The organism is Streptomyces sp. NPDC096324 (genome assembly GCF_044763015.1).
Taxonomy (GTDB): Bacteria; Actinomycetota; Actinomycetes; order Streptomycetales; family Streptomycetaceae; genus Streptomyces.
The window spans coordinates 524,857-551,855 of sequence record NZ_JBIWFK010000005.1 but is presented as its reverse complement, the minus strand read 5'-3'; the positions used below and the strand labels follow the sequence as shown (position 1 = coordinate 551,855).

At 71.9% G+C, this 26,999-nt stretch carries 19 protein-coding genes; 6 read left to right on the top strand and 13 right to left on the bottom strand.

The window, feature by feature from the left end:
- Position 1 precedes the first annotated feature (1 nt).
- Together ACIQ7M_RS16535 and ACIQ7M_RS16530 are read left to right on the top strand one after the other, a co-directional pair.
- Positions 2 to 1,192 carry a TOMM precursor leader peptide-binding protein gene (locus ACIQ7M_RS16535; protein WP_403644364.1) on the top strand — a complete coding sequence of 397 codons (1,191 nt, stop codon included), beginning with the start codon at positions 2 to 4 and terminating at the stop codon, positions 1,190 to 1,192.
- A complete protein-coding gene (locus ACIQ7M_RS16530) occupies positions 1,185 to 2,561 on the top strand; it encodes an AarF/UbiB family protein (RefSeq protein ID WP_355763882.1) in 1,377 nt (458 codons plus the stop codon). The genes ACIQ7M_RS16535 and ACIQ7M_RS16530 overlap by 8 nt, the downstream gene beginning before the upstream one ends.
- Before the next feature lie 48 nt (positions 2,562 to 2,609).
- On the opposite strand, the gene ACIQ7M_RS16525 is transcribed toward ACIQ7M_RS16530, so the two are convergent.
- From ACIQ7M_RS16525 to ACIQ7M_RS16505, 5 genes are all read right to left on the bottom strand, one after another.
- Positions 2,610 to 2,834, bottom strand: coding sequence for a hypothetical protein (locus ACIQ7M_RS16525; RefSeq protein WP_403644360.1), 225 nt, complete (start codon positions 2,832 to 2,834; stop codon positions 2,610 to 2,612).
- Between the two features lie 137 nt (positions 2,835 to 2,971).
- The gene (locus ACIQ7M_RS16520; protein WP_355763877.1) at positions 2,972 to 3,295 is read right to left on the bottom strand and encodes a hypothetical protein; all 324 of its coding nucleotides are present in this window, start codon (positions 3,293 to 3,295) and stop codon (positions 2,972 to 2,974) included.
- The gene (locus ACIQ7M_RS16515; protein WP_355763875.1) at positions 3,292 to 3,660 is read right to left on the bottom strand and encodes a WhiB family transcriptional regulator; all 369 of its coding nucleotides are present in this window, start codon (positions 3,658 to 3,660) and stop codon (positions 3,292 to 3,294) included. Before ACIQ7M_RS16515 ends, ACIQ7M_RS16520 begins: the two co-directional genes overlap by 4 nt.
- 176 nt (positions 3,661 to 3,836) lie before the next feature.
- Positions 3,837 to 4,163, bottom strand: coding sequence for a hypothetical protein (locus tag ACIQ7M_RS16510; protein WP_355763872.1), 327 nt, complete (start codon positions 4,161 to 4,163; stop codon positions 3,837 to 3,839).
- A 164-nt stretch (positions 4,164 to 4,327) separates the two neighbouring features.
- The gene (locus ACIQ7M_RS16505) at positions 4,328 to 6,523 is read right to left on the bottom strand and encodes an ATP-dependent DNA helicase UvrD2 (RefSeq protein WP_403644356.1); all 2,196 of its coding nucleotides are present in this window, start codon (positions 6,521 to 6,523) and stop codon (positions 4,328 to 4,330) included.
- Positions 6,524 to 6,822: 299 nt separating this feature from the next.
- On the opposite strand from ACIQ7M_RS16505, the gene ACIQ7M_RS16500 reads away from it, so the two are divergent.
- Positions 6,823 to 7,077, top strand: a complete 255-nt coding sequence (locus ACIQ7M_RS16500; RefSeq protein ID WP_355763867.1) for a mycoredoxin — start codon at positions 6,823 to 6,825, stop codon at positions 7,075 to 7,077.
- A 69-nt stretch (positions 7,078 to 7,146) separates the two neighbouring features.
- On the opposite strand, the gene nudC is transcribed toward ACIQ7M_RS16500, so the two are convergent.
- From nudC to ACIQ7M_RS16475, 5 genes are all read right to left on the bottom strand, one after another.
- A complete protein-coding gene (gene nudC / locus ACIQ7M_RS16495; RefSeq protein ID WP_355763864.1) occupies positions 7,147 to 8,091 on the bottom strand; it encodes an NAD(+) diphosphatase in 945 nt (314 codons plus the stop codon).
- Positions 8,092 to 8,189: 98 nt separating this feature from the next.
- The gene (locus tag ACIQ7M_RS16490; protein WP_403644352.1) at positions 8,190 to 9,602 is read right to left on the bottom strand and encodes a dipeptidase; all 1,413 of its coding nucleotides are present in this window, start codon (positions 9,600 to 9,602) and stop codon (positions 8,190 to 8,192) included.
- Positions 9,603 to 9,612: 10 nt separating this feature from the next.
- The gene (locus ACIQ7M_RS16485; protein WP_403644349.1) at positions 9,613 to 13,200 is read right to left on the bottom strand and encodes a UvrD-helicase domain-containing protein; all 3,588 of its coding nucleotides are present in this window, start codon (positions 13,198 to 13,200) and stop codon (positions 9,613 to 9,615) included.
- A 201-nt stretch (positions 13,201 to 13,401) separates the two neighbouring features.
- The gene (locus ACIQ7M_RS16480) at positions 13,402 to 16,887 is read right to left on the bottom strand and encodes an ATP-dependent helicase (RefSeq protein WP_403644346.1); all 3,486 of its coding nucleotides are present in this window, start codon (positions 16,885 to 16,887) and stop codon (positions 13,402 to 13,404) included.
- Positions 16,888 to 17,154: 267 nt separating this feature from the next.
- A complete protein-coding gene (locus ACIQ7M_RS16475) occupies positions 17,155 to 17,520 on the bottom strand; it encodes an MGMT family protein (protein WP_162683959.1) in 366 nt (121 codons plus the stop codon).
- Positions 17,521 to 17,705: 185 nt separating this feature from the next.
- Here ACIQ7M_RS16475 and ACIQ7M_RS16470 point away from each other — a divergent pair, with 185 nt between their 5' ends.
- The 3 genes from ACIQ7M_RS16470 to ACIQ7M_RS16460 all read left to right on the top strand — a co-directional run bounded on the left by ACIQ7M_RS16470 (position 17,706) and on the right by ACIQ7M_RS16460 (position 23,867).
- A complete protein-coding gene (locus ACIQ7M_RS16470; RefSeq protein WP_403644342.1) occupies positions 17,706 to 20,501 on the top strand; it encodes a lysylphosphatidylglycerol synthase domain-containing protein in 2,796 nt (931 codons plus the stop codon).
- Between the two features lie 152 nt (positions 20,502 to 20,653).
- Positions 20,654 to 22,198, top strand: a complete 1,545-nt coding sequence (locus tag ACIQ7M_RS16465; protein WP_389846094.1) for an alpha/beta hydrolase — start codon at positions 20,654 to 20,656, stop codon at positions 22,196 to 22,198.
- Between the two features lie 115 nt (positions 22,199 to 22,313).
- Positions 22,314 to 23,867, top strand: a complete 1,554-nt coding sequence (locus ACIQ7M_RS16460) for an alpha/beta hydrolase (RefSeq protein WP_403644339.1) — start codon at positions 22,314 to 22,316, stop codon at positions 23,865 to 23,867.
- A gap of 71 nt (positions 23,868 to 23,938) precedes the next feature.
- Here the strand turns inward: ACIQ7M_RS16460 and moeZ are convergent, their stop codons facing one another.
- From moeZ to ACIQ7M_RS16445, 3 genes are all read right to left on the bottom strand, one after another.
- Entirely contained in the window at positions 23,939 to 25,117 is a 1,179-nt protein-coding gene (moeZ, locus tag ACIQ7M_RS16455; protein WP_355763841.1) for an adenylyltransferase/sulfurtransferase MoeZ, read from the bottom strand.
- A gap of 63 nt (positions 25,118 to 25,180) precedes the next feature.
- The gene (locus ACIQ7M_RS16450; RefSeq protein WP_355763838.1) at positions 25,181 to 25,930 is read right to left on the bottom strand and encodes a spherulation-specific family 4 protein; all 750 of its coding nucleotides are present in this window, start codon (positions 25,928 to 25,930) and stop codon (positions 25,181 to 25,183) included.
- The gene (locus tag ACIQ7M_RS16445) at positions 25,918 to 26,880 is read right to left on the bottom strand and encodes an NAD-dependent epimerase/dehydratase (protein ID WP_355763835.1); all 963 of its coding nucleotides are present in this window, start codon (positions 26,878 to 26,880) and stop codon (positions 25,918 to 25,920) included. Before ACIQ7M_RS16445 ends, ACIQ7M_RS16450 begins: the two co-directional genes overlap by 13 nt.
- Positions 26,881 to 26,999: the final 119 nt, after the last annotated feature.

The following is a 26,999-nucleotide window of genomic DNA, read 5'->3' as shown; positions in this document are numbered from 1 at the left end:
CATGCATCCGATCGTGAAGCCGGCTCTGCGGCGCGGCTGGCGGGATCTCAACACCATGCAGTTCGGGATGACACCGGCGCACGCGATGGTGCTGGGCCCGATGGACACGGCGACCGGCAGCTTCCTCGAACTGCTCGACGGGACACGCGGAATGCCGCTGTTGCGTGAGCAGGGGCGTGGGATGGGGCTGCCCGACGGCCATGTGGACGGTCTGGTGGACCGGCTGGCCGGGTCCGGTCTCCTGGACGACACGACCGCGGGCGGCCCTGACGCGGACGCGCTGCGTGAGAAGAAGGGGGTCATGGACCGGCTGCGGTCGGACCTCGCCTCCCTCTCCCTCGTCGCCCGCGGGCCCGGCGGCGCCGTCGAGCGGCTGGCCGCCCGCCGCCGGCTGCGCGTACGGGTCCTGGGCGCCGGCCGGGTGGGAGTGGTACTGGCCGCGCTGCTCGCGGGCGCCGGCGTGGGCGAGGTCGACGTGCGTGACCTCGGTCGTGTGGAGCCGTGGGACGTGGCGCCGGGCGGGCTTCCCGTCGAGTCCGTCGGCGAGCGCCGGGAGGACGCCGCCCGGCGGGCGGTGCGCCGGGCCGCCCCGGACCGACCGCCCCGCGCGGTCGCCAGGGACGGGATGGGGGAGGAGACGCGCGGACTGTCCCTCGTGATCCTCGCTCCCCGGGACGGTCTCGCCGTCCACGCGCCGGACCCCGCGCAGACCGAGGGCCTGATCGCCTCGGGGACACCCCATCTCTACGCGGGGGTCGTCGAGGCGACCGGAGTGGTGGGTCCCCTGGTCCTGCCCGGCGACACCGGCTGCGCGGGCTGCCTGGACCGGCGGCGCGCCGACAGGGATCCGGCCTGGCCGCGCCTGGTCGCGCAGTGGCGCTCCGGGCGGCAGCGGCGGGTGGGCGCGTGCGATCTCGCCCTGGCCGCCGCGGTCGCCGGACTCGCGGCGAGCCAAGCGCTCGCCTTCCTGGACGGGGATCCGCCCGGCTGCGCGGGGGCCCGCTGGGAGGTGTCGCTGCCGGGCTGCGCGTGGCGGGCGACGCCGGTCGCGGCGCACGCCGCCTGCTCCTGCGGCACCGCGAGGAAAACAAATGGAGAGCGAACCCCCGAGGACGGCGAAGCGCACGAGAGAATGGCAGGGCGACAGCCGAACGCGGCACAGCTTGCTGGGACCTGGAGGGCGCATGTCTGATCTTCCCCGGAAGGCAGTCACACGGACTGCCAAACTGGCCGCTCTGCCCATCGGTTTCGCCGGGCGGGCGACCTGGGGGCTCGGGAAGCGGATCGGCGGGAAGTCGGCGGAGATCGTGGGCCGCGAGCTCCAGCAGCGCACGGCCGAGCAGCTCTTCAAGGTCCTCGGGGAGCTGAAGGGCGGTGCGATGAAGTTCGGGCAGGCGATGTCCGTTTTCGAGTCGGCACTGCCGGAGGAGATCGCGGGCCCCTATCGCGCGGCGCTGACGAAACTCCAGGACGCGGCGCCTCCCATGCCGACGCGCACGGTCCACTCCGTGCTGGAGGAGCGGCTCGGCGCGGACTGGGCCGACCTGTTCGTGGAGTTCGAGGACAAGCCGTCGGCGGCGGCCTCGATCGGCCAGGTGCACCGGGCGGTGTGGCACGACGGCCGGGAGGTCGCCGTCAAGGTGCAGTATCCGGGGGCGGGCGAGGCCCTGCTGTCCGATCTGACCCAACTCAGCCGGTTCGCCCGGCTGCTGGGGCCCCTGATCCCCGGAATGGACATCAAGCCGCTGATCGCGGAGCTGCGCGACCGGGTCTCCGAGGAGCTCGACTACGGCCTGGAGGCGCAGGCCCAGACGGCGCACGCCGAGGAGTTCGCGGACGATCCCGACGTGCTGGTGCCGGCGGTGGTCCACCAGTGCGATCAGGTCCTCGTGACGGAATGGATCGACGGGGTGCCGCTGTCGGAGGTGATCAACGAGGGCACGCCGGAGCAGCGGGACCGTGCCGGCCAGTTGCTGGCCCGCTTCCTCTTCTCGGGCCCCGCCCGCACCGGTCTGCTGCACGCCGATCCGCACCCCGGCAACTTCCGTCTCCTGCCGGACGAGGAGGGCGGCTGGCGGCTGGGTGTCCTGGACTTCGGGACGGTGGACCGGCTTCCCGGCGGTCTGCCCCAGCCGATCGGCGATTCCCTGCGGATGACCCTGGACGGCGACGCCGAGTCGGTCTACGAACTGCTCCGCGAGGAAGGCTTCGTCAAGGAGTCGATAGACCTCGAACCCGACGCGGTCCTGGACTACCTCCTGCCGATCATCGAACCGGCCGAGGCGGACGAGTTCACCTTCACCCGGGGCTGGATGCGCAACCAGGCCGCCCGTATCGCCGACCCGCGCTCCCCCGCCCATCAGTTGGGCCGGCAGTTGAACCTGCCGCCCGCCTATCTCCTCATACACCGGGTGACCCTCAGCACCATAGGGGTCCTGTGCCAGCTCGGCGCGACGGTCCGGCTGCGCGACGAACTGGAGGAGTGGTTGCCGGGGTTCGTGCCCGAGGAGGAGCTGGAGGACGGGGAGTTGGGCGAAGAGGTGGCGGCCGCCGAGGCGTGAGTCCGCGCCCCCGGCCCGGCCGGCGGGGCGGGGCACTCGTCGGGTGGGCTACCACCAGGCCGAGTCGAGACGGCCCTCGATCGCTCTGAGGTTGCTGCGGGCGCAGGTGTCGCAGAAGTAGCGGCGGGTGCCGTTCTCGACGGAGCAGGTCCACGTCGGCCGGGGGCCGTCAGCCGTGGTGCCGCACTGGGCGCACACGATCTTCTCGGCTTCGTCCGCGTCGGACTCCGGTGCGGGGCCGCTGCTGTCACTGTCTTCGGGAAGACTCGTCACCCGGCCGACGATATCTCCGTGGCCCGTGGTTCGCGCGGTGCAACGCACCGCGGGGGCCGGTCCGTTCGGACCGGCCCCCGCGACTTCCTGCCTGTGTGTGCTGCGACTGCAACGGCTGCTACGACGCTGGGCGTCGATTACTGCATGACCGCCATGGCCAGCGCGCGCCGGGCTCGCATCGAAGCGCGCTCGGCCCGGCGCTGCATGCGGCGAGCGGTCGCCAGGCGCACGGCCTGACGTTCCCGCTCGGCCTGGTGCAGTCGCTCGTGCATATGCGCACGAGCCAGGGCTTCTGGGATGAGTTGCATCTCTCGGGTCCTGTTCTGACGCGAGTCGTTCGCGCCGGTGGTGGCGAAGTCTGTGGTCGCGGAGCCTGCGGGCTCGCTCGTGGACGGCTTCATCGGGGCCTGTTTCTTGGGGTCGCGCGTCAGGGGGCGGTCGATCGTTCCTCGGATGCTCATGCCGCGACCGGGTTCTTGCGCGGGCGGCCACGCGGCCGCTTGCGGGCCACGACGACACCCTGGACGAAGAGCTCGCCACCCCAGACGCCCCAGGGCTCACGCCGCTCCTTGGCGCCGGCGAGGCAGGCCTCCATCAGCGGGCAGGTGCGGCAGAGAGACTTGGCGTACTCGACGTCGGCCGGCGACTCGGCGAAGAAGACCTCCGGGTCGTAGGAACGGCAGGGGACGGGTACGCCGAGGTTCTCGATGGCGTCGTCGAGCGCGGTGAGCGCGGTGAGGGGGATCAAGGTGGAGTCCTCCGTGAGGCCGGGCGGGGAGATCGTTTCGGAAGGCGGTACGGACGGGGCGTGCGCTTCGAGTTGCACGGTTCGTCTTCCTCGTCTGGTCGTGCCGGCCGGGGTCGGCCGGTTGGCGGCTGGTACCGGGTTCTTTTCTTGTCCCGAGGCCCCTTCGCTCCGCCGTCCCCGGTCGGGGACAAACAGAAGGGCCGCGGATCCCGGGTGGGGTTCCGCGGCCCTGAAGGCGCCGGCCTGATGGTGAATCAGGCTGGATCACTCCAGGGTTCAGGCCCACGGAAGGCCCACATCGTGTGGTGCTGCTGCGTCTGCTTCAGGGATCCGGCACCGGCTGCCGCAAAGGCATAGGCATGTGCCTCTGCCACTACTGCCGCTTCCAGTGCCTGCGTCGGTCGCTCATTGCGCTCACGAATGGGAAGACCCACGAGAGACACGGAGGACGCCGGCCGGACGGCGCTGATGCCGGACAGACCGGTGCCCAGGTTCGAGACGCCGAGCGAGCACATGGAGACGACGACCGAGGGATCGGTCATTTTCACGGTGTAGATGGAGCTGGTGTCGATGCTGATCACTGGAATCGCCTCCTCTCGGCGTCTTGGGGGACTGGTGCGAACCGGTCCGACGGTTATTAAGTACAGCACGGAACCAGGGCCTTCGAGAAGGCCGCTGCTGCCGTGGTTAAGAACCTATGGGGATTGCTGGGGCATGCGCAAACTATTTTCTCGACGAGTTTGAATCAGTTGCCCCCACCGTGTTCCCCGACCTCACGACCTGCGCAGATGGCCAGAACGTCGGCTCCGAAGCGGTTGAGTTTGCGGACGCCGACCCCCGGGATCCGGGCGAGCTCGCCCTCCTCGTCCGGCGCGGTCTCCGCGATCGCCATCAGCGTCCTGTCGGTGAAGACGCAGAACGCGGGCTGCCCGCTGCGCTCCGCCTGCACCGCGCGCCACTCGCGCAGCCGCTCGTAGAGACCCTCGTCCATGTCGGAGGGGCAGTCGTCGCAGCGCATCAGCTTCATCTCACCGGCGTCGGTGAGGGTGCGGCCGCAGACCCGGCAGCGCGCGGGGCTGCGGCTCGTACGCCGTTCGGCGGTGACGCCGGATCTCGCGGCACCGCGCTCGATGCCGCCCGCGGCGGCGCCGGCGCGACCGCCCGCGGTGGCGACGGAGCCGGGGCGCAGTCCGTCGAGGAACCGGCTGGGGCGCCGGCCCGCGCGGCCTCCGGGCGAGCGGGCGAGCGCCCAGGAGACGAACAGGTGCTCCCTAGCACGGGTGACACCGACGTAGAGCAGACGGCGCTCCTCCTCGATCTGCTCGTCGGTCTTTGCGTAGGTGATCGGCATCATGCCCTCGGCGACCCCCACCAGGAAGACGACGTCCCACTCCAGTCCCTTGGCGGAGTGCAGGGAGGCGAGGGTGACGCCCTGGACGGTCGGGGCGTGCTGGGCACTCGCGCGTTCGTCGAGCTCGGCCACCAGGTCGCCGAGCGTCACGCCGGGCTTGGCGGTCGCGAAGTCCTGCGCAAGGTTCACCAGGGCGGCCAGCGACTCCCAGCGCTCCCTGACCGCGCCGGAGCCCGCCGGGGGAATGCTCGTCCAGCCCTCGCCCGAGAGCACCGCCCGGACCTGCGAGGGCAGGTCGACGACGTCGTCGAGGAGCGAGTCGTTGCCGCCGAAACGGGCCGCCGCGCGCAACGCCGCACCCGCCTTGCGCACCTCGGGGCGGTCGAAGAACCGCTCGGCGCCGCGGAGCTGATAGGGCACACCGGCGTCGGCGAGTGCCTGCTCGTAGGTCTCGGACTGGGAGTTCGTGCGGAACAGGATCGCGATCTCGCCGGCGGGGACGCCCGAGGCGATGAGGTCGCGGATGCGGCGGGCGGCACCCTCGGCCTCGGCGGGCTCGTCCGTGTACTCGGCGTAGACGGGCTCGGCGCCCGGGGGCCGCTGGGAGATCAGTTCGAGACGGTGCTCGGCGGCCCGGCCGCGGGCCTGGGAGAGCAGTCCGTTGGCCAGGTGGACGACCTGGGGCGAGGAGCGGTAGTCGCGGACGAGCTTGACGACGGTGGCTCCGGGATGGCGGGTGCGGAAGTCGAGAAGGTGGTCCGGGGTTGCACCGGTGAACGAGTAGATCGTCTGACTGGCGTCGCCCACCACGCAGAGACTGTCCCGCTCGCCGAGCCACAGCTCCAACAGGCGCTGCTGGAGCGGGCTGACGTCCTGGTACTCGTCCACCACGAAGTGCTGGTACTGGGAGCGGACCTGCTCGGCGATGTCGTGCCGGTCCTGGAGGATGGCGACCGTGAGCAGCAGGACGTCCTCGAAGTCGATGACCGCGCGGTCGCGCTTGAGGTCCTCGTACGCCGCGTAGATCTTGGCGGTCTCGGCCGGGTCCCGGGGCGCATCGCGGCCGGCCCGGGCGGCGGCTGCGGCGTAGTCGGCGGGGATGGTCTGGGTGACCTTGCACCACTCGATCTCGCCGGTGACGTCCCGCAGCTCCCCCCGGTCGAGGCGGATACGGCAGGCGGCCGCCGCGTCCGCGACGAGCTGGATCTTGCGGTCCACCAGCCGGGGCAGCTGGCCACCGACGGCTTTCGGCCAGAAGTACTGGAGCTGGCGCAGCGCGGCGGAGTGGAAGGTACGGGCCTGGACACCTCCGGCGCCGAGCTGGCGCAGCCGTCCGCGCATCTCTCCGGCGGCCCGGGCGGTGAAGGTCACCGCGAGCACGCTGGAGGGCTGGAGGATCCCCGCGCGCACCCCGTAGGCGATGCGGTGGGTGATCGCCCGCGTCTTGCCCGTGCCGGCTCCCGCCAGCACGCACACCGGACCGTGCAGGGCGGTGGCGACCGCGCGCTGCTCGGGGTCGAGCCCGTCGAGCACCGCGTCGGCCGTGTCCGGAACCTGCGGGAAGAGGGTGGAGTGCGTTGCTGCTGTCACACAGCCATGCTGCCAGGTCGGCGGAGACGGGTGAGCCGGTTGTCCACAGGGAGACGGCTGCGGTCGTACGAATGCGGTGAGCGTCACGTGCGCCGTGAGTGCCGGGGGCGGCTTTCGGCCATGCCCCGGTATGAGGCTCCTCCCCTGCCGCGACCGTGTCACCTGCGGTGGAGCGGGGCCGCGGCGGGCGGCACGTCCGGGTGGGCGTCCCCGATACCCCCCACGGGAATGGCGGCCGGGTGACCTGCGTTCCACTTGCAGCGACCACGCACCCCAAGCCGTGAAGGAGCGCATGAGACATGCAGGGCACTGTGACGATGTACAGCACCACGTGGTGCGGCTACTGCCGTCGGCTCAAGAGCCAGATGGACCGTGAGGGCATCGCGTACACCGAGATCAACATCGAGCAGGACCCGCAGTCGGCGGCGTTCGTCGAGAAGGCGAACGGCGGCAACCAGACCGTTCCGACGGTTCTGGTGGTCGCGCCCGGTGGCGCCGAGGCCGTCATGACGAACCCGAGTCTCGCCCAGGTGAAGCAGGCCCTCACCGCCTGACCTCACGCGCGCACGGCAATGCCCCTCCGACGAGCTCGCCGGAGGGGCAGCGTCATGTCCGGGGCACGCTCAGGGAGCGTTCCGGGTCGGCAGGGGCTTGCCGTACCAGAGCTCGATCAGGCGCGCCGCGATCGAGATCCCGTAGGGGGGCATGACCTCTCCGGACTCGAAGGCGGCCCGCAGGTCGTCCCGGGAGAACCAGCGGGCTTCCTCGATCTCCTCGCCGTCGACGTCGATCTCCGACGAGGTGGCGCGGGCCCGGAAGCCCAGCATGAGGCTGGAGGGGAACGGCCAGGGCTGGCTGGCGACGTACTCGACCTCGCCGACCGTGACGCCGGCCTCCTCGAAGACCTCGCGGCGCACCGACTGCTCGATCGACTCGCCGGGCTCGACGAAGCCCGCGAGCGTGGAGAAGCGGCCTTCGGGCCAGTGCACCTGCCGGCCGAGCAGGATGCGGTCGTCGTCGTCCGTCACGGCCATGATCACGGCCGGGTCGGTGCGCGGGTAGTGCTCGGCGCCGCACGCGGGGCAGCGGCGGATGTGCCCGGCGGCGGCGATGACGGTGCGCTCGCCGCAGCGGGAGCAGAAGCGGTGAGTGCGCTGCCAGTTCTCCAGGCCGACGGCGTGCACCATCAGACCCGCGTCACGCGGCGACAGCAGCAGGCCAGCCTCCCGCAGGCCGGCCGGGCGGGCGGACTGGTCGATCCGGCCGGGAAGCGTGTCCTTCTGGAGCGCGAAGTAGCTCACCCCGTCGTCGTCCGTGCCCAGGAAGTAGCGGTGCGCCTCGGTGAGCGGGGCCTCGAAGGAGGGCGTCATCAGCAGTTCGGTGGTGCCGTCGGCCGTCTCGTCGATGAGCACCTGGCCGCCGGAGACCACGAAGACGCGGGTCGTGGGGTGGCTCCAGGCGGCCGCGAGCCAGGCCTCGTCGAGCCGGTGGTGGGCCGCCCGGTCGATGCCGCTCGGAGCGGTGAGCGAGATGGGACGGTCGGCGCTGTGGTCGGTCCAGGTGGTCACGGATGCTTCCAACTCCCCCGGTGGAACGGTTGTCTCGACGGGCGGTTCAGCAGGGCGGGCGTGCGGTGGTGCGCTGTCGGGGCTGCGGTTCGGCTTGTTCAGTTCGTCTCGCGCCAGTTCTCGGCCAGGTCGCCCCACAGGTGGGCGGCCGTCTCGACGCCCTTCATGAGGAGATCGATCTCGACCTTCTCGTTGGGGGCGTGCCAGCCGTCGGACGGAACGGAGATGCCCAGGAAGAGCACCGGGGCACCGAGGACTTCCTGGAGGTCGGCCGCAGGTCCCGAGCCGCCCTCGCGGGTGTAGCGGACCGGCTGCTCGAAGGCCCGGCCCATGGCGCGTACGACGGACTGCAGGGCGGGGTGGTCGAGCGGGGTCAGGCAGGGGCGGGTGGACGGACTGAACGTGATCTCGTGCCGGATGCCGTCGGGCACCTGCTCGGCCGCCCAGGCGCGTACGACCTTCTCGATGTGGTCCGGGTCCTGCCCGGCGACCAGCCGGAAGGAGAGCTTCACCAGCGCCGAGGACGGGATGATCGTCTTGCTGCCCGCACCCTGATAGCCGCCGCCGATGCCGTTGACCTCGGCGGTCGGGCGGGCCCAGACGCGCTCCAGGGTGGTGTGACCGGCCTCCCCGTGGGTGGCCGTCGACCTGGCGGTCCGCAGCCATCGTTCCTCGTCGAAGGGCAGCTCGGCGAAGAGCTCGCGCTCGCGGTCGGTGAGTTCGGTGACCCCGTCGTAGAAGCCGGGCACGGCCACGCGTGCGTGCTCGTCGTGCAGGGCCGCGACCAGCCGGGCGACCGCGGTCGCGGGGTTGGGCACGGCGCCGCCGAAGGATCCGGAGTGGATGTCCTGCCCGGGTCCGTGGAGGACGATCTCGCACTCGGCGAGGCCCCGCATGCCCGTGCAGACGGTGGGGGTGTCCTCGGACCACATGCCGGTGTCGGAGACGATCACGACGTCGGCGGCGAGCCGCTCCGCGTGCTTCTCGACGAGCTCGCGGAAGTGCGGGGATCCGGATTCCTCCTCGCCCTCGATCAGCAGCTTGAGGTGCACGGCGGGGGTGGTGCGTCCGGTGGCGGCGAGATGGGCCCGGACGCCGAGTGTGTGGAAGAACACCTGGCCCTTGTCGTCGGCGGCCCCGCGCGCGTGGAGGCGGTTGCCCCGGATCACCGGCTCGAAGGGGTCGGTGTCCCAGCCGTCCTCGATGGCGGCGGGCTGCACGTCGTGGTGTCCGTAGACGAGGACCGTGGGGGCGTCGGGGTCCTCGGAGGGCCATGAGGCGAAGACGGCCGGGGCGCCCTCGGTCGGCCAGACCTCGCAGGTCGGGAAGCCGGTCCTGAGGAGTTCGGCGGCGAGCCAGTCGGCGCTGCGTGCCACGTCCGCGGCGTGCTCGGGCTGAGCCGAGACCGAGGGGATGCGCAGCCACCGACCGAGGTCGTCGAGGAAGGCGGCGCGATGCGTCTCGATGTACGTACGGACGGTGCTGACGGCGTTGTCAACGGGCTTGCTCATGTTCCTGAGCCTATCCGCCCACGGAGGCGTGTTCGTCCGGCGGTTCCCCGGGGACCTCGTCCCGGGCGCGCGCCGGGTCCTCGCCGAGCAGCCGCTCCAGCGCGGCACGGTCCGGGAGTCCCTCCGGTCGTACGACCTCGCCGTCGCGGACGTACAGGAACGTGGCCGTGACGGATTCCAGGGGCACTCCCTGTCGCTCGGCCCAGCCCAGGCGGTACAGGGCGAGCTGGAGCGGGTCGGCCGTGCGGCCGTGGCCGGTCTTCCAGTCGACGATCTCGTACGTCGTCTCCTCGCCCTCGCCGTTCCTGTAGACGGCGTCGATCCGGCCGCGGACGACCCGGCCGGCGATCCCGAGCTGGAAGGGCACCTCCACGCGGTACGGGGTGCGGTGCGCGTAGGGACTGCGTTCGAAGGCGTCCTTCAGGGCTTCCAGGTCGTGCTCGTCGGCGATCTCCGCCTCGCTGCCGGGCAGGTCCTCGGGGTCGAGCATCGGAAGCCGCAGTTCCTCGAAGCGGGACTCCATCCAGGCGTGGAAGCGCGTGCCCCGGCGCGCGGCGGGCTGCGGGGGGCGCGGCATGGGGCGGGCGAGCTCCTGTGCGAAGCCGTCCGGGTCGGCGGCCAGACGCACGAGCTGCGAGGCGGTGAGCGAGGCCGGCAGGGGGACCTGGGTGACGGTCGCGCGGGCGCGCAGGAGCTCTCCGGTGAGCGCGTCCAGGTCGCGGTCCCAGGACGCGAGGGTGCGGGCCTCCTCGGGCGTGAGGCGCTCGCTCCCGGCCTCCCGGGGGTGCGGGCGGGCGGCGGGGCCCTGGGCCTGGTGCGGCACCGTCGGACGTCCGCTCCCGGAGGCGGCCGGACGGTCTCCGGGGCGCCGCGTCGTCCAGGAGTCCCAGTCGTCCGCCGCGTCCGCCGCGTCCGCCGCGTCCTCGGAGAACGGGTCCTCGGGCAGGACGCCCTCGTCGTGTTCGTCGTACTCGTCGTAGGGCGGGATGTCGTCCTCGGGCGGGGGCGGCCATTCCGGGTCGTCGTACGAGCCGGGGTCGTGGGCGGCCGTGCGCGGGTGCGCGTCGGCGCCCGGGTGGGTCTGGTCTTGGGACGCGACCCGCTCCAGGTGGGCGAGTACGGTCTCCGCCGCCGTGCGACGGCGGGCGAGGGCCGCGTCGTCGAGCGGGAGCGGCCAGGCGTGGTCGGCGGCCGCCTCGCGCAGGGCCGGGTTCTCCTCGCCCTCGGCCGGTTCGGCCGCCCATACCTCGATCTCGCCGTGTCCGGCGACGCAGTGGTCGTAGAGGGCGTTCAGGAAGTCCGAGGGGCCGCGCGTCCGCTTCTGGGATGGCCCCCACCAGTGGCCCGAGCCGAGCAGGAGCGAACGGGGCCGGGTGAACGTGACATAGCCGAGGCGCAGTTCCTCGGTGTGCTGGTGGGCCTTCATGGCCTCGTGGAAGGCCTTGATGCCCTTGGCGTCCCAGGTGTCGACGTCGGGCAGCGTGTCGGCGTCGCCGCGCAGCCGGTGGGGCAGGACCTTGCCCTGGGCGGTCCACTTCTCACGGCCCTGGCCGCTGGGGAAGGTGCCCTCGACGAGGCCGGGGACGGCCACCACGTCCCACTCCAGGCCCTTGGACTTGTGCGCGGTGAGCACCTTGACGGTGTTCTCGCCGCCGGGCAGCGCGTTGTCGAGACCTTTCTCGTACTGCGCGGCGGTGCGCAGGAAGCCGAGGAAGGCCAGCAGGCTCGCCTCGCCGTCGCCGGACGCGAAGGACGCCGCGATGTCCAGGAAGTTGGACAGGGTCTCGCGACGACGGGCCGCCAGGGCGTGCGGGGACGCGGAGAGCTCGACCTCCAGACCGGTGACGGCGAGCACCCGGTGCAGGACGTCCATGAGCGGGTCGGCCAGCGAGCGGCGCAGGTCGCGGAGTTCGGCGGCGAGCCGTGCGAAGCGCACACGGGCGTCCGGCGAGAAGGGCAGCCCGTCGTCGTCCCCGGCGGCCCCGATCGGCGTCTCCAGGAACGTGTCGAGGGCGTCGGCGAGCGATATCACCTCGGCCGGGTCGACCCCCTCGACCGCCGCCGCGAGCCTGCGGTCCGGATCGTCGTCGGCCCCCACGCGCGCGTGGGACACGAGCAGGCGGGCGCGGCGCCCGAGGAGGGCGAGGTCGCGCGGGCCGATCCGCCAGCGCGGACCGGTGAGCAGCCGGACGAGGGAGGCGTTCGCCCCCGGGTCCTGGAGGACTTCGCAGACGGCCACGAGGTCGGCCACCTCGGGAAGGTGCAGCAGACCGGAGAGGCCCACCACCTCGACGGGGATGTCACGGGCGACGAGCGCGCCCTGGATCTCGGCGAAGTCGGTGGCGGTGCGGCACAGGACGGCGATCTCGGCGGGCGCCTTCCCGGTGCGCACGAGATGGGCGATCGAGTCGGCGAGCCAGCCGATCTCCTCGGCGTGGGTGGGCAGCAGCGCGCAGCGCACGAGGCCGTCCCGCTCGGCTCCCGGGGCGGGCCGCAGGGCCTCCACGCCCGCGTGCATGGCGCGCAGCGGCTCGGCGAGGCCGTTGGCGAGGTCGAGGAGGCGGCCGCCGCTGCGGCGGTTCTCACTGAGCGACTGGCGGGTGGCCGGGCGGCCGTCGGGGCGGGCGAAGTGGTCGGGGAAGTCGTCGAGGTTGGCGACGGAGGCGCCGCGCCAGCCGTAGATCGCCTGGCAGGGGTCGCCGACCGCCGTCACGGGGTGTCCGGTGCCGCCGCCGAACAGTCCGGCGAGCAGGACGCGCTGGGCCACCGACGTGTCCTGGTACTCGTCCAGCAGGACGACGCGGAACTCGTCCCGCAGGATCTCCCCGACCTCGGGGCGGGTGCGGGCCAGGGTGGCCGAGAGGGCGATCTGATCACCGAAGTCGAGGAGGTCGCGCTCTCGTTTCGCCGCGCGGTAGCGGCCCACCAGCTCGGCAAGTTCACGGCGGGCCGCGGCACTCTCGGGGACCTTGCGCAGATCCGCGTTCGTGAGTCGCGCGCCCTCCAGGGTGCGCAGCAGCTCGGCGTCGTGGGCGCGCAGGTCGTCGGCCGCCACGAGGTGTTCGGCGAGCTCGGAGTCGAGGGTCAGGAGGTCGCCGACCAGGTCCGGGAAGGAACGGGTCAGCGCCGGGTACGGGCCCGGCGCCTCGCGCAGCACGCGCGCGGCGAGCTGGTAGCGGGTGGCGTCGGCCAGGAGCCGGGAGGTCGGTTCGAGCCCGATGCGCAGGCCGTGGTCGGTCAGCAGCCGGCCCGCGAAGGCGTGGTACGTGGAGATGACCGGCTCGCCCGGCGGGTTGTCGGGGTCGATGACGTCCGGGTCGGTGACTCCCGCCTTGACGAGCGCCTTGCGGACCCGCTCGGCGAGCTCGCCCGCCGCCTTGTTGGTGAACGTCAGGCCGAGAACCTGCTCGGGGGCCACCTGCCCGGTGCCGACCAGCCACACCACACGGGCCGCCATCACCGTGGTCTTGCCCGAACCGGCTCCGGCCACGATCACCTGGGGGGCCGGCTCCGCGGTGATGCAGGCCGTCTGTTCCGGGGTGAACGGAATACCGAGGAGCTCCTTGAGCTGTTCGGGGTCGGTGATACGGGCGGGCATGTCGCAGAGGCTAGCTGCGTCCACTGACAGCGGGGGCCACATCGACGCCAGGGGCGAAAGAACCGCAGGTCAGCACATGTGGTGCAATACGTCACTCGCTGACGCCGTGTCCCTGGTACCACTCGGAACGGCGGCGGGCCCGGTGCCGGTCCGGACACCGCTCGGTCGACGGGCTGACGGCCCTCCGGCTCCGGGCACCGCTCACTCGACGACCTGGCGGCCCTCCGGCCGGGCGCTGCAGGACGCCCGGAACGAGCAGTGGGTGCAGTGCTGTCCGGTCGTCGGCGAGAACCGTTCGTCGAGGACCTTGCCGGCGGCGTTCGCCAGCAGGTCGCCGACCCACTCGCCCTCCAGCGGCTCCTGCGCCTGCACCTTGGGGAGGGTCTCGCCGCCGTTCTTCTTGGCGGCCCCCTGGCGGAGCTGGACGAGTTCGGCGCCGCCCGCTTCGGGGCGTACACCGTCGAAGACGTCGTCGACCGCGCCCTCGCCGACGGCGAGCTGGTAGACGGCGAGCTGCGGGTGGTGGGTCACCTCGGCGGCGGTCGGCGCCTGCTTGCCGGTCTTGAAGTCGACCACGTAGGCGCGGCCCTCGGTGTCGGCCTCGACGCGGTCCATGGAGCCGCGGATGCGTACTTCGTAGGAGCCCGCTTCGAGCGTCACGTCGAAGTCGTGCTCGCTGGCCACCGGTGTACGGCCGGTGCGGTCCATGACATGCCACTTCAGGAAGCGTTCGAGCGCCACGCGCGCGTGCTCCTTCTCCTGCGCGGACTTCCAGGGCGCGTCGAAGGCGAGCGCGTTCCACACGGAGTCGAGGCGCTCCATGAGCACGTCGAGGTCCGCGGGGGTGCGTCCGGACGCGACCTCGTCGGCGAGGACGTGCACCACGTTGCCGAAGCCCTGGGCGGCCGTCGCGGGCGCGTCGGCCTTCACTTCCCGCCCGAGGAACCACTGCAGGGCACAGGTGTTGGCGAGCTGGTCGAGCGCGCTGCCGGAGAGCACGACGGGCTGGTCGCGGTCGCGCAGCGGCACCTTGCTCTCCGTCGGCTCGTACATGCCCCACCAGCGGTAGGGGTGCGCGGAGGGCACCAGCGGGCGGCCGTCCTCGTCGGCGAGCGCGGCGAGCCGGGCGAGGCGGCGGGCCGCGGCCTGCCGGAGGTTCTCCGAGACACGCGGGTCGACCGTGGTGGCGCGCAGCTCGGCGACCAGCGAGGCCACGGCCAGCGGGCGGCGCGGGCGGCCGGTCACGTCCTTGGGTTCGACGCCGAGTTCGGTCAGGAAGCGGGAGGGCTGGTCGCCGTCGTCGGCCGGTGCCTTCACCGCCGTCACGACGAGCCGTTCACGCGCGCGCGTGGCGGCGACGTAGAACAGCCGGCGTTCCTCGGAGAGGAGTGCCCCGGGGGTGAGGGGTTCGGCGAGTCCGTCCCGCCCGATGCGGTCGGCCTCCAGCAGGGAGCCGCGCCGGCGCAGATCCGGCCACAGGCCTTCCTGGACTCCCGCGACGACGACGAGGCGCCACTCCAGGCCCTTGGAGCGGTGCGCGGTCATCAGGCGTACGGCATCGGGGCGGACGGCCCTGCGGGTGAGCGTGTCGGCCGCGATGTCCTCGGCGTCGATCTCCTCCAGGAAGTTCAGGGCGCCACGGCCGCCGGTGCGCTCCTCCGCGCGTTCGGCGGTCGCGAACAGCGCGCACACGGCGTCGAGGTCCCGGTCGGCGTTGCGTCCGGCAGCGCCGCCGCGCCGGGCGGCCCGCTCCAGGCGCTGCGGCCAGGGTGTGCCGTCCCACAGGTCCCAGAGGGCCTCCTCGGCCGTTCCGCCGCCGGCGAGACGCTCACGGGCCCTGCGCAGCAGCGCGCCGAGGCGCTGGGCCCCCCGGGCGTACGCGGGATCGTGCGCGACGAGCCGCTCGGGCTCGGCCAGCGCGCGGGCCAGCAGGACGTCGGACGGCGGCGGTACGAGGTTTCCGCCGGCCCGCTCCTCCTCGCGGAGGGCACGCCCCAGGCGCCGCAGGTCGGCGGCGTCCATGCTCGCGAGCGGCGAGGCGAGGAGCGTGAGCGCGGTCTCGGTGTCGAGCCAGGACGCGACGCGGACACCGGCCGCGTCCTCCCCCGGCTCGGCGACGCCGGCGGACACTCCGTCCGCACCGGGCGTCCCCTCCGTCTCCTGCGCCACACCCTCATCGGTCGACGTGTCCGCACCGGACGACGCATCCGCACTGGACACCCCATCCGCACCGGACGACCCGTCCGCACCGCGCGCCGCATCCGCGCCGGACGATCCGTCCGTACTCGTCTCCGACTCCGCGCGGGCCACCGCCCGCAGTGCCGTCAGCAGGGGCGCGACCGCGGGTTCGTGCCGCAGGGGCAGATCGTCGCCGTCGATGTCGAGGGGCACGCCCGCGGAGGTGAGCGCCCGCCGGATCGTGGGGATCGTGCGGGAACCGGCACGCACGAGGACGGCCATCTCCCCCCACGGGACGCCGTCCTCCAAGTGGGCGCGGCGCAGGATGTCCGCGATGTTGTCGAGTTCGGTGCCGGCCGTCGGGTACGTGTAGACCTCGACCTGCCCCCCGTCCCGCACCGCGGACAGCTCGCGGTGGGCCCGCACCTTCTGCGCGGGCAGCCGGGTCAGCGGCATGCGCCGGGTGAGCCGGCGCGTGGCCTCCAGCAGGCCGGCGCCCGAGCGGCGAGAGGTTCCGAGGACCTCGACCGGAGCCGGGCGGCCGTCCACGCGCGGGAAGGCCTCGGGGAAGTCGAGGATGCCGTTCACGTCGGCGCCGCGGAAGGCGTAGATCGACTGATCGGGGTCGCCGAAGGCGACGAGGGTGCGTCCGCCGCCCGCGAGGCCGCGCAGCAACCGCACCTGGGCGGGGTCGGTGTCCTGGTACTCGTCCACGTAGACGGCGTCGTACTGCGCCGCGAGCCGCTCGGCGACCTCGGGGCGGCGGACGAGCAGTACCGCGCGGTGGACCAGTTCCGCGTAATCGAGGACTCCCTGCATGTCGAGGACGTCGAGGTACTCGGCGAGGAAGGCGGCCGCGGCGCCCCAGTCCGGGCGGCCGATGCGCCGCGCGAAGGCTTCCAGGGCGTCGGGGCCGAGACCGAGTTCCCGGCTGCGGGCGAGGACCGCGCGGACCTCGTCCGCGAAGCCGCGCGTGGTCAGGCAGGCGCGCAGTTCGTCCGGCCAGCGCACATGGGCGAGGCCCAGCCGCTCCAGGTCGGGCTGGCCCGCGAGCAGCTCGCGCACGGCCACGTCCTGCTCGGGGCCGGACAGCAGCCGCAGGGGTTCCACGAACAGGTCGCTGTCCTGATGGGCCCGGATCAGGGCGTAGCAGAAGGAGTGGAAAGTGGTGGCTCGGGGCGCGCGGGCGGCTCCTATGCGCAGCGCCATGCGGTCACGGAGCTCGACGGCCGCCTTGCGGCTGAACGTGAGCACCAGGATCCGTTCCGGGTCGCCGCCGCGTTCGATCCGGGCGGCCACGGATTCGACGAGCGTGGTCGTCTTGCCCGTACCGGGACCGGCGAGGACGAGGAGCGGTCCGCTCCCGTGGTCAACCACCGCGCGCTGTCCCGCGTCAAGACGAGGAGGATCCACCCGGGCCGGGGCGGTACGCACCAGCCGGTACGCACCGCGGCCCCCCTGGCGCACAGAGGGGTGCGTCAGGCGCCTGGTGGAGGAAGTGGAGCTCACGTGGTTCGCCGGTCCTGGTGGTCGTACGGGTGGGCGGACTGCCGCGTGGAGGGCGGTGACCGCGGGGTGGGAGGGACACGTGCCGACGACGCTACGCCGGTGCCGTTCGCGGAAGGGGGGCTTCCGATTCTTCCCTCACGCCCCACGCGTCCCGTGCGTCCCCTGCTGCGTCCCCTGCCCTACGAACGTACGGCATGTCACGGATGTGCCTCGTTTCCCTCGTACGGGCCTCAGTGTCCCCTTCGGCCCCGTGCATGCCCGAAGCTGTCAGGTGTGACCTTCCGCGCGTTCGCCGCCGTCCCACCGGGCCCGTCTCATGTCGACGCGTGGCAGATGCCCCGCGGAGGCCCGGCTCGCCTCCTTCAGGGGCGTCCCCTCGGCGCGGTAGTGGGCCAGCGCGTCCAGTTCGTGGCCGGGCAGCAGCACACCGTCGGCGCGCATCACGCGCCACCACGGAACCGCTCCGCCGTACAGGGCCAGCACCCGGCCCACCTGGCGCGGCCCACCCTCCTCCAGCCATTCGGCGATGTCGCCGTACGTCATGACGCGGCCGGGCGGGATCAGCTCGGCGACGTCGAGGACCCGCTCCGCGTACTCCGGCAGCGCGTCCGCCGGAAGGCTCTCCTCGCTCATCCGCCCCATCCTGCCCCACCCCACCGACAACGTGACCCGGCGGCGACTGTGCATATTCCTTCCCGCCGAGTGACGCTTGTAGCAGATTGCGCGCCCCGCATTTGCACCCTGATGCCCCCGTGTGTCGGTCGGGCATGCCACCATCGTGCGGGCGGTGACTGGTGATACGAGATCAAGAAGAGACCATGAGGCAGCAGGGCGTGCACCCCGAAGACGCGGAGGGCACCTCCGCCGCCTCGTCACGCCCTGAGCGCGACGGCGTCGACGAGAAGGCCACGGAGCCGACTCCCGAGGCCGGAGCGGCCTCACCCGAGAACACCGGGGACGAGCAGCGGCAGGCGGAGCGCGGCACCGACTGCGCGGACGAGGTCCACGCCGACGAGGTGGAGGGCGACGAACCGCTGCTTCCCGCGCGCGTGCACCGCCCCTCGGACCTGATGCGGCTGCTGGTCGGCGTTCTCGCGATCGTGGTGCTGCTCGCCATCGCCGCGTTCGCGCACGGCACCACCTCCGGCCTCGAACAGGACATCAACAAGGGCACCGGACAGGCACCCGATCTGCTGATCAAGATCGCGGGGCTGGCGTCCAGCATCGCGATCCTGCTCGTGCCGGTCGCCTTCGCCATCGAGCGGCTGATCAAACGGGACGGGCTGCGCATCGCTGACGGCGTCCTCGCCGCGGTCCTCGCCCACGGAGTGACACTCGCCACGGACCTGTGGGTCGCCAAGGGCGCCCCGCACTCCATCCAGGAGGCGCTCACCCAGCCCTCTCCAGGTGACATCCACGCCCTCACCGACCCGGTGCACGGCTATCTCGCACCGGTCATCGCCTACATGACGGCCGTCGGCATGTCCCGCAGACCCCGCTGGCGCGGGGTGCTCTGGGTCGTACTGCTCCTCGACGCCTTCTCCATGCTGGTCACCGGCTACACGACCCCGTTCTCGATCATCCTCACGGTGCTGATCGGCTGGACCGTCGCCTACGGAACGCTGTACGCGGTCGGTTCCCCGAACGTGCGGCCGACCGGACGGACGCTGATGGCGGGCCTACGGCACGTCGGCTTCCACCCGGTCAGCGCGGCCCGCGAGGAGATGCCGGAGACCACGGAGAGCGGCGACCGCGGCAGGCGCTACTTCGTCACCCTGGAGGACGGCCCGCCGCTCGACGTCACGGTCGTCGACCGCGAACAGCAGGCCCAGGGCTTCTTCTACCGCGTCTGGCGCCGGCTGACGCTGCGCGGCATCACCACGCGCCGCAGCCTCCAGTCACTGCGCCAGGCCCTGGAGCAGGAAGCCCTCCTCGCCTACGCGGCCATCGCGGCCGGCGCCAACGCGCCCAAGCTGATCGCGACCTCCGAGCTGGGCCCGGACGCCGTGATGCTCGTCTACGAGCACACCGGCGCGCACACCCTGGACTCCCTGCCCGACGAACTGATCACCGACGAGCTGCTGCGCGACACCTGGCACCAGGTGCAGGCACTGCAGTCACGGCGCATCGCGCACCGCCGCCTCGCCGGCGACGCGATTCTGGTGGATCGTTCCGGCACCGTGATCCTCACGGACCTGCGCGGCGGCGAGATCGCGGCCGGCGATCTGGTGCTGCGCATGGACATCGCCCAGCTCGTGACCACCCTCGCGCTGCGCGTGGGCGCCGAGCGCGCGGTCGCGTCGGCGGTGGGCGTACTCGGCCCGGACGCCGTCGCGGACTGCCTGCCCATGCTCCAGCCGATCGCTCTGACGCGCTCAACGCGCGCGACGCTGCGCAGACTCGGCCGCGAGCGCGCGCAGCGCGAACGCGAGGCGGTCCTGGAGGCCTCGCGGCAGGCCAAACTCGCCCGCGCCGCGGAAGCGGCCGAGGAGGGCGGAGAAGCGGCCCCGCCCGTGCCGGAGAAGGCCGGGAAGAAGGCCGTACGCGCCGAGCAGCGCGCCGAGAAGCGAGCGATCGACGAAGCCCTGGACGAGGCGCGCGAGGAGGATCTGCTCACCCAGATCCGCCATCAGGTACTGCTGATCAGACCCCAGGCGCCCGTGGAGCCGGCCCGGCTGGAGCGGGTCAAGCCCCGCACGCTGATCAGTGTCTTCGCCGGGGCGATCGGCGCGTACTTCCTGCTCACGCAGCTCACGCACATCGAGTTCGGGACCCTGTTCGACAACGCCGAATGGGGCTGGGTCGCGGCTGCCGCGCTGTTCTCCGCCCTCAGCTACTTCGCGGCGGCGATGAGCCTCCTCGGCTTCGTGCCGGAGCGGGTGCCGTTCCTGCGGACCGCGGCGGCCCAGGTCGCCGGCTCGTTCGTGAAGATCGTGGCGCCCGCCGCGGTCGGCGGCGTCGCCCTCAACACACGCTTCCTCCAGCGTGCCGGGGTACGGCCGGGGCTCGCGGTGGCGAGTGTCGGCGCGTCGCAGCTCTTCGGGCTCGGCTGCCACATCCTGATGCTGCTGTCCTTCGGCTATCTGACCGGTACGGAGAAGACGCCGTCCCTGTCGCCGTCCCGCACGGTCATCGCCGGCCTGCTGACGGTCGCGGTGTTCATCCTCGTGGTGACGTCGGTTCCGCTGCTGCGCAAGTTCGTCTCCACACGCGTGAGGTCGCTGTTCGCGGGTGTCGTACCGCGCATGCTGGACGTGCTGCAGCGGCCGCAGAAGCTCGTCACCGGCATCGGCGGCATGCTGCTGCTGACGGCCTGCTTCGTGATGTGCCTGGACGCGTCGATCCGCGCGTTCGGCCACGAGGAGACGACCACGCTCAGCCTCGCCAGTGTCGCCGTGGTCTTCCTCGCCGGTAACGCGCTGGGCTCGGCGGCGCCGACTCCGGGCGGTGTCGGCGCGGTCGAGGCGACCCTCACCGTCGGCCTGATCGCCGTCGGCCTCCCCAAGGAGGTCGCGGCGCCCGCGGTGCTCCTGTACCGGCTGCTGACCCTGTGGATCCCGGTGCTGCCCGGCTGGCTGTTCTTCAACCACCTGACCCGCAAGGGCGCGCTCTAGTGCCTGTCTGACAATTCGCGTCGTCGCTCGAAGGGCGGCCCGGCCCAGCCTCTGATCGCCCGACCGGCCCGACCGCGGGCGCTCGGCCGTGGCCTCACCCGCACGGCTCGTGCCCCGAGCGCCCCGCTGCGCCCGCACGCAGGATGGGGAGCATGCCGAACCCGTCCCCGTCGCGCGCCGTCGTCGCGGCCGTCGCCGTCGTCCTGCTGACCTCGTGGGTGTCCGGCTGCGGCGACGACTCCAAGGACGAGGACCTGACGGCGCAGAAGCTGGACTGGAAGGCGTGCCCGGCACCCTCCGAGGCCCAGGGCGGCGGCACCGCCCCCTCGCCCCTGCCGGGCGGCGCGGAGTGGCAGTGCGCCACCTTGAAGGTGCCCCTCGACTGGTCCGACCCCAAGGGCGACACGATCGGGATCGCGCTGATCCGGGCGAAGGCGAGCGGTGACCCCGGCAAGCGCATCGGCTCGCTCGTCTTCAACTTCGGCGGACCCGGCGGCTCGGGCGTCGCCACTCTGCCCGCCTTCGGAGAGGACTACGCCGCCCTGCGCACCCGCTACGACCTGGTGAGCTTCGACCCGCGCGGCGTCGGCCGCAGCGCGGGCGTGAAGTGCGAGAACGACCAGCAGCTCGACAAGTTCTTCCAGCAGGACGCCACTCCGGAGGACACCGCCGAGCAGCAGGCGCTCCTGCGGAACACGAAGTCGTTCAACGCGGCGTGCGAGAAGAACTCCGGGAAGGTCCTCCCCCACGTGCGCACGACGGACGCCGCACGCGACATGGATCTGATGCGCCAGGCGCTCGGCGACGACAAGCTGCACTACTTCGGCATCTCGTACGGCACCGAGCTGGGCGGCGTCTACGCCCACTTGTTCCCCAAGAACGTGGGCCGAGCCGTCTTCGACGGGGTCGTCGACCCGACCCAGAACGTGGAGCAGAGCTCCCTCGGCCAGGCCAGGGGCTTCCAGCTCGCGCTCGACAACTTCGCGAAGGACTGCACCTCGAAGGTCGAGGACTGCCCCATCGGCGACACCCCGCAGGACGTCAAGGACCGTATCGCCCGGCTGCTGAAGGACCTCGACACCAAGCCGATTCCCGGTGTCTTCCCGCGCCGGCTCACCCAGACCGCCGCGACCAGCGGCATCGCGCAGTCGCTGTACTCCAAGGACTTCTGGGAGTACCTGACGGAGGGGCTTCAGCAGGCATACGACGGCGACGGCAAGGTGCTGATGCTGCTGTCGGACTCGATGAACGGACGCAGCGAGAACGGCCAGTACAGCAACATCACCCCGGCGAACATCTCCATCAACTGCGCCGACGACAAGCCGCGTTACACCGCTGACTATGTGAACTCGAAGGTTCCGGAGTTCCGGGCCGCCTCGCCGCTGTTCGGCGACTATCTCGCCTGGGGCATGGTGAGTTGCACCGACTGGGCCGTGCCGGGAGCCGCCGAGCACCCGGACGTGAGCGCCCCCGGCGCGGCACCGATCCTCGTGGTCGGCAACACCGGCGACCCCGCGACGCCGTACGAGGGCGCTCGGGCGATGGTGAACGCGCTCGGCAAGGGCGTCGGGGTGGAGCTGACGTACAAGGGCCAGGGGCACGGGGCGTACGACAGCAAGAACAAGTGCGTGCAGGGCGCGGTGAACGGCTATCTGCTGCAGGGCACCGTGCCACGGGCCGGCACCGTCTGTTCCTAGAAAACAGCAGGTCAGAGCGTTATCCACAGGCCTCGACGGCGAATGGTGGGCGCCGCCTACTATGGCCTGCATGTGATCCGCGAACTCGTGCGGACCACAGGCGAGGGGGACACTCATGACACGTTTCGCACGGTGGACGGCCGCGGCCGCGGCCATGTTGCTGCTGGCCGGCTGCGGCGGGGGTTCGTCGGCCGACGGCAAGGCGGAGGGGAAGAACGGCGACAAGGCGCCGACCACCGCACCGCCCTCCGGCGGGTCGCCGGGGCTGCCCTCCTCGCTCGTCTCGCAGAAGCTCGACTGGGGCCGCTGCAAAGGCACTTCGGACTCCCCCGCACCCGGGAGCGGCTGGCAGTGCGCGACGCTCAAGGCGCCGTTGGACTACGCGAAGCCGGGCGGCGAGACGATCGGCCTGGCGCTCATCCGCTCCAAGGCGACCGGCGGTCGGAGCAAGCGCATCGGCTCGCTCCTGTTCAACTTCGGCGGCCCCGGCGGCTCGGGCGTCTCCACGATGCCGTGGTACGAGACCGCCGTCGGCCCGCTGCACGATCGCTACGACCTGGTGAGCTGGGACCCGCGCGGGGTGGCCGCCAGCGAAGGGGTGCGGTGCCGCGGGGACAAGGCGATCCAGGCCGCCGAGTCGGTGGACGCGACACCGGACGACGCGGCCGAGGAAGCGGCCTATCTCAAGGACGCGCAGGACTTCGGGAAGGGCTGCGCGAAGGCCGCGGGAAGGCTGCTGTCCCATGTCTCGACGACGGACACGGCCCGCGACATGGACCTGATGCGCCAGGTCCTGGGCGACCGCCGGATGCACTATTTCGGCATCTCGTACGGGACCGAACTGGGCGGTGTGTATGCCCACTTGTTCCCGAAGAACGTGGGACGCCTGGTGCTGGACGCGGTCGTCGACCCGAGCGCCGACACCGTGGGCCACGCCAAGAACCAGACGCTGGGCTTCCAGCGGGCCCTGGACGACTACCTCAAGTCCACCGGGCAGGACCCGAAGCAGGGCTCCCGGAAGATCGCGGACCTGCTGAAGCGGATCGACGCGAACCCCCTTCCCACGTCCGGCGGGCGCGAGCTCGGCCAGACGTCGGCTCTCACCGGCATCGTGCTGCCGCTCTACAGCGAGGCGGGCTGGCCGCGTCTGACGAAGGCCCTGAAGGACGCGGAGGGCGGGGACGGTTCGGCCCTGCTGGCGCTCGCCGACGACTACAACGACCGTGACGCCTCGGGGCACTACGGCACGACGACCCATTCCCAGCGGGTCATATCGTGCTTGGACGACAAGGAGCGGCCGACTCCCGAGGAGACGAAGAAGCGGCTTCCCGAGTTCGAGAGGATCTCGCCCGTCTTCGGGGACTTCATGGGCTGGGACACGGCGGGCTGGTGTCACGACTGGCCGGTGGCCGGTCAGTACGACAGTCCCGAGGTCAGTGCGCCGGGAGCCGCGCCCGTGCTGATCGTCGGCAACACCGGGGACCCCGCGACGCCGTACGAGGGCGCGCGCAGGATGGCGGACGAGCTAGGCAAGGGCGTGGGGGTGGAGCTCACCTGGAAGGGCGAGGGCCATGGCGCCTACGGGAGCGGGAGCGACTGTGTCGACTCGACCGTGAACGGCTATCTGCTGGACGGAACGGTGCCGAAGGACGGCAAGGTCTGTTCATGACGACGGCGGGGGTTTCACGGACACCCGGTCCGCGAGACCCCCGCCGCCGAAAGAGCGGGCCGGTCGGCCGGTCAGTACACCGGCTTGTCGGGCTCGATCTGGTTGACCCAGCCGATCACACCGCCGCCGACGTGCACCGCGTCGGAGAAACCGGCGGACTTCAGGACGGCGAGGACCTCCGCACTGCGGACACCCGTCTTGCAGTGCAGGACGATCTTCTTGTCCTGCGGCAGGGTCGCCAGGGCGGTGCCCATGAGGAACTCGTTCTTCGGGATCAGCTTGGCGCCGGGGATCGAGACGATCTCGTACTCGTTGACCTCGCGGACGTCGATGATCTCGATGTTCTCGCCGTCGTCGATCCACTCCTTGAGCTGCTTGGGAGTGATCGTCGAGCCGGCGGCCGCCTCCTGGGCCTCCTCGGACACGACGCCGCAGAAGGCCTCGTAGTCGATGAGCTCGGTGACGGTGGGGTTCTCGCTGCAGACCGCGCAGTTCGGGTCCTTGCGGACCTTGACCTGGCGGTACTGCATCTCCAGGGCGTCGTAGATCATCAGGCGGCCGACGAGCGGCTCACCGATGCCGGCGAGGAGCTTGATCGCCTCGTTGACCTGGATGGAGCCGATCGACGCGCACAGCACACCGAGGACGCCGCCCTCGGCGCAGGAGGGGACCATGCCCGGCGGCGGGGGCTCCGGGTAGAGGCAGCGGTAGCAGGGGCCGTGCTCGGACCAGAAGACGGAGGCCTGGCCGTCGAAGCGGTAGATCGAGCCCCACACGTACGGCTTGTTCAGCAGCACGCAGGCGTCGTTGACGAGGTACCGGGTCGCGAAGTTGTCGGTGCCGTCGACGATCAGGTCGTACTGGCTGAAGATGTCCATCACGTTCTCGGCCTCGAGCCGCTCTTCGTGAAGGACGACGTTCACGTACGGGTTGATGCCCAGTACGGAATCGCGCGCGGACGCGGCCTTGGAACGGCCGATGTCCGCCTGGCTGTGGATGATCTGGCGCTGCAGGTTCGACTCGTCGACCTCGTCGAACTCCACGATGCCGAGCGTGCCGACGCCCGCCGCGGCCAGGTACATCAGCGCCGGCGATCCGAGGCCGCCGGCGCCCACACAGAGCACCTTGGCGTTCTTCAGCCGCTTCTGCCCGTCCATGCCCACATCGGGGATGATCAGGTGGCGGGAGTACCTGCGGACCTCGTCTACGGTGAGCTCAGAGGCTGGCTCGACCAGGGGTGGCAGCGACACGGGGACTCCGTTGGTCGGTCTATCACTACGGTTGTTCTCCCCGTAACACTGCCACGCCCTTCTTCATTCCGAGACACCCGTTCCGATCCGCGAGACGATTTCGTCCCAGTAGCCGGGCATCGCCTCCCAGGGGTCGGCCGTTCCGCCGTGATCGGAGCGGTCGGTGAAGTAGATCGTCGAAGCGCCCTGCCAGCGGGCGATGCGCAGTGCCTCCTCCAGATGGCCGCGCGGCACGCCGTGCACGAAGTGGCAGAAGCGCTCGGGGGGATAGTCGGCGGTCCACTCGGCGACCTGCGACCAGCGGTAGTCGGTCCAGGGGCCCGAGAAGGTGACGAGTTGGTCGGCGCTCTCGGCATAGCCCGGGTGCGGGTGGGTGCCATGGCCGAACACGATGTGGGCGCCGTCCCTCAGCCGGCGCAGTTCGTCGGCCGTCCGGCGGGTGTCGGGCAGCGCGGCGCGTTCGGTGGGGCAGCGGTCGAGGATGAATCCGTCGGCCTGGTACCAGTCGAGATGGCGGCGCGCGTCGGCGATCAGTTCGCCGAAGGGGCGTACTCCATGGGCGGCGTCGAGGAGTCCCAGTACCCGGACCCCCGCGTTGCGCAGCCGTCCCGTGGCCTCCAGACAGCGTGGGTCGGGCCGCTCGCCGGGGCCTTCGTCCACGTTCAGGGCGACCCAGTGCAAGGGGGTGCCGGGGCGGGTGAGTTCGTCCCATTCCAGGGGAGCGACAAGGGGGTGCGCATAGCCGGGGACGCCGAAGCCGAGTCCGAGGCCGGTGCTCGCGCTGCCGGTCGCGGTCCTGGTCAGATACGACATGCCGCCTCCATCCAGATGTCGGCCAGGGATTCCTCGAGGTTGATCCGGGGCCGCCAGCCGAGCCGGTCGCGCGCGGTGCGCACGTCGGCCTGCTGCCAGCTCCCGCAGCCGTCCGGGTAGGGGTACGACACCGGGGCCACGTGGTCGGGTTCGGGTCGGGGGTGGCCGATGGACGGCCTCATGGACGGGCCGGGCGGGCCGTCGAGTTCGTGCAGGCTGCCGCTGTAGCCGGCGACGCGCGCGAGGACGGCGGCGGCGTCGCGGAGACGCACGGCGCGGCCCGAGCCGATGTTGATCACGCCCTGCGCGGCGGACAGGGAGGCGGCGTGGACGGCGCGGGCCACATCGCGGACGTCGATGAAGTCGCGCTGGACACCGAGGCCGCCGAGCTTGAGTTCGCCGTCGTTGGCCTGCATGGCGCGGCGCAGGGCTTCGGCGAGCCGGCCGAGCGGGGATCCGGCGGGCGTGCCGGGTCCCGCGGGGGAGAAGACGCGGAGCACCACGGCGTCCAGGCCGGAGCCGAGGACGAGTTCCGTGGCGGCGAGTTTGCTCACTCCGTACGGGCCGCCGGGGCGCGGGACGGCGTCCTCCGCGGTGGAGGAGCCGGGCTGGCTGGGCCCGTACTCGGCTCCGCAGCCGATCTGGACGAGCCGGGCGCCGCAGCCACTGCGGCGCAGGGCCTCGCAGACGGTGGCGACGGCGACGGTGTTGTGCCGGGTCAGTTCGCGGGCGCCGCCGCGGGTGGCGCCCGCGCAGTTGATGACGACTCCGGGATGCACCGCGTCCAGGAAGCGGGTGAGTGCGCCGGGGCTGCCCGAGGCGAGGTCGAACCGTACGTCGGCGTCGTCGCCCCGGCCCAGCGCGGTGAGCTGTACGGCCGGGTCGGCGAGCAGTCTGTCGGCGACGAATCGGCCGAGGTAGCCATTGGCTCCGATCAGCAGGACCCTCATCGGGCAGCTCCCGGGGCGGATTCTCCGGTTCGGGAGGTGATCATCTGGCTGTCTCCTTCAAGGTGATGCCGTAGGTCGGGGAGAGGGCCCGCGGTGTCGGCCCCGCGGGAGTAGGGGGC

Excerpts from the sequence above, each read along its gene's own strand:
- ACIQ7M_RS16535 (WP_403644364.1), top strand. The coding sequence starts at position 2 with ATGCATCCGATCGTGAAGCCGGCTCTGCGGCGCGGCTGGCGGGATCTC.
- ACIQ7M_RS16530 (WP_355763882.1), top strand. The coding sequence starts at position 1,185 with ATGTCTGATCTTCCCCGGAAGGCAGTCACACGGACTGCCAAACTGGCC.
- ACIQ7M_RS16520 (WP_355763877.1), bottom strand. The coding sequence starts at position 3,295 with ATGAGCATCCGAGGAACGATCGACCGCCCCCTGACGCGCGACCCCAAG.
- ACIQ7M_RS16500 (WP_355763867.1), top strand. The coding sequence starts at position 6,823 with ATGCAGGGCACTGTGACGATGTACAGCACCACGTGGTGCGGCTACTGC.
- ACIQ7M_RS16490 (WP_403644352.1), bottom strand. The coding sequence starts at position 9,602 with ATGAGCAAGCCCGTTGACAACGCCGTCAGCACCGTCCGTACGTACATC.
- ACIQ7M_RS16485 (WP_403644349.1), bottom strand. The coding sequence starts at position 13,200 with ATGCCCGCCCGTATCACCGACCCCGAACAGCTCAAGGAGCTCCTCGGT.
- ACIQ7M_RS16475 (WP_162683959.1), bottom strand. The coding sequence starts at position 17,520 with ATGAGCGAGGAGAGCCTTCCGGCGGACGCGCTGCCGGAGTACGCGGAG.
- ACIQ7M_RS16470 (WP_403644342.1), top strand. The coding sequence starts at position 17,706 with ATGAGGCAGCAGGGCGTGCACCCCGAAGACGCGGAGGGCACCTCCGCC.
- ACIQ7M_RS16465 (WP_389846094.1), top strand. The coding sequence starts at position 20,654 with ATGCCGAACCCGTCCCCGTCGCGCGCCGTCGTCGCGGCCGTCGCCGTC.
- ACIQ7M_RS16460 (WP_403644339.1), top strand. The coding sequence starts at position 22,314 with ATGACACGTTTCGCACGGTGGACGGCCGCGGCCGCGGCCATGTTGCTG.
- ACIQ7M_RS16450 (WP_355763838.1), bottom strand. The coding sequence starts at position 25,930 with ATGTCGTATCTGACCAGGACCGCGACCGGCAGCGCGAGCACCGGCCTC.
- ACIQ7M_RS16445 (WP_355763835.1), bottom strand. The coding sequence starts at position 26,880 with ATGAGGGTCCTGCTGATCGGAGCCAATGGCTACCTCGGCCGATTCGTC.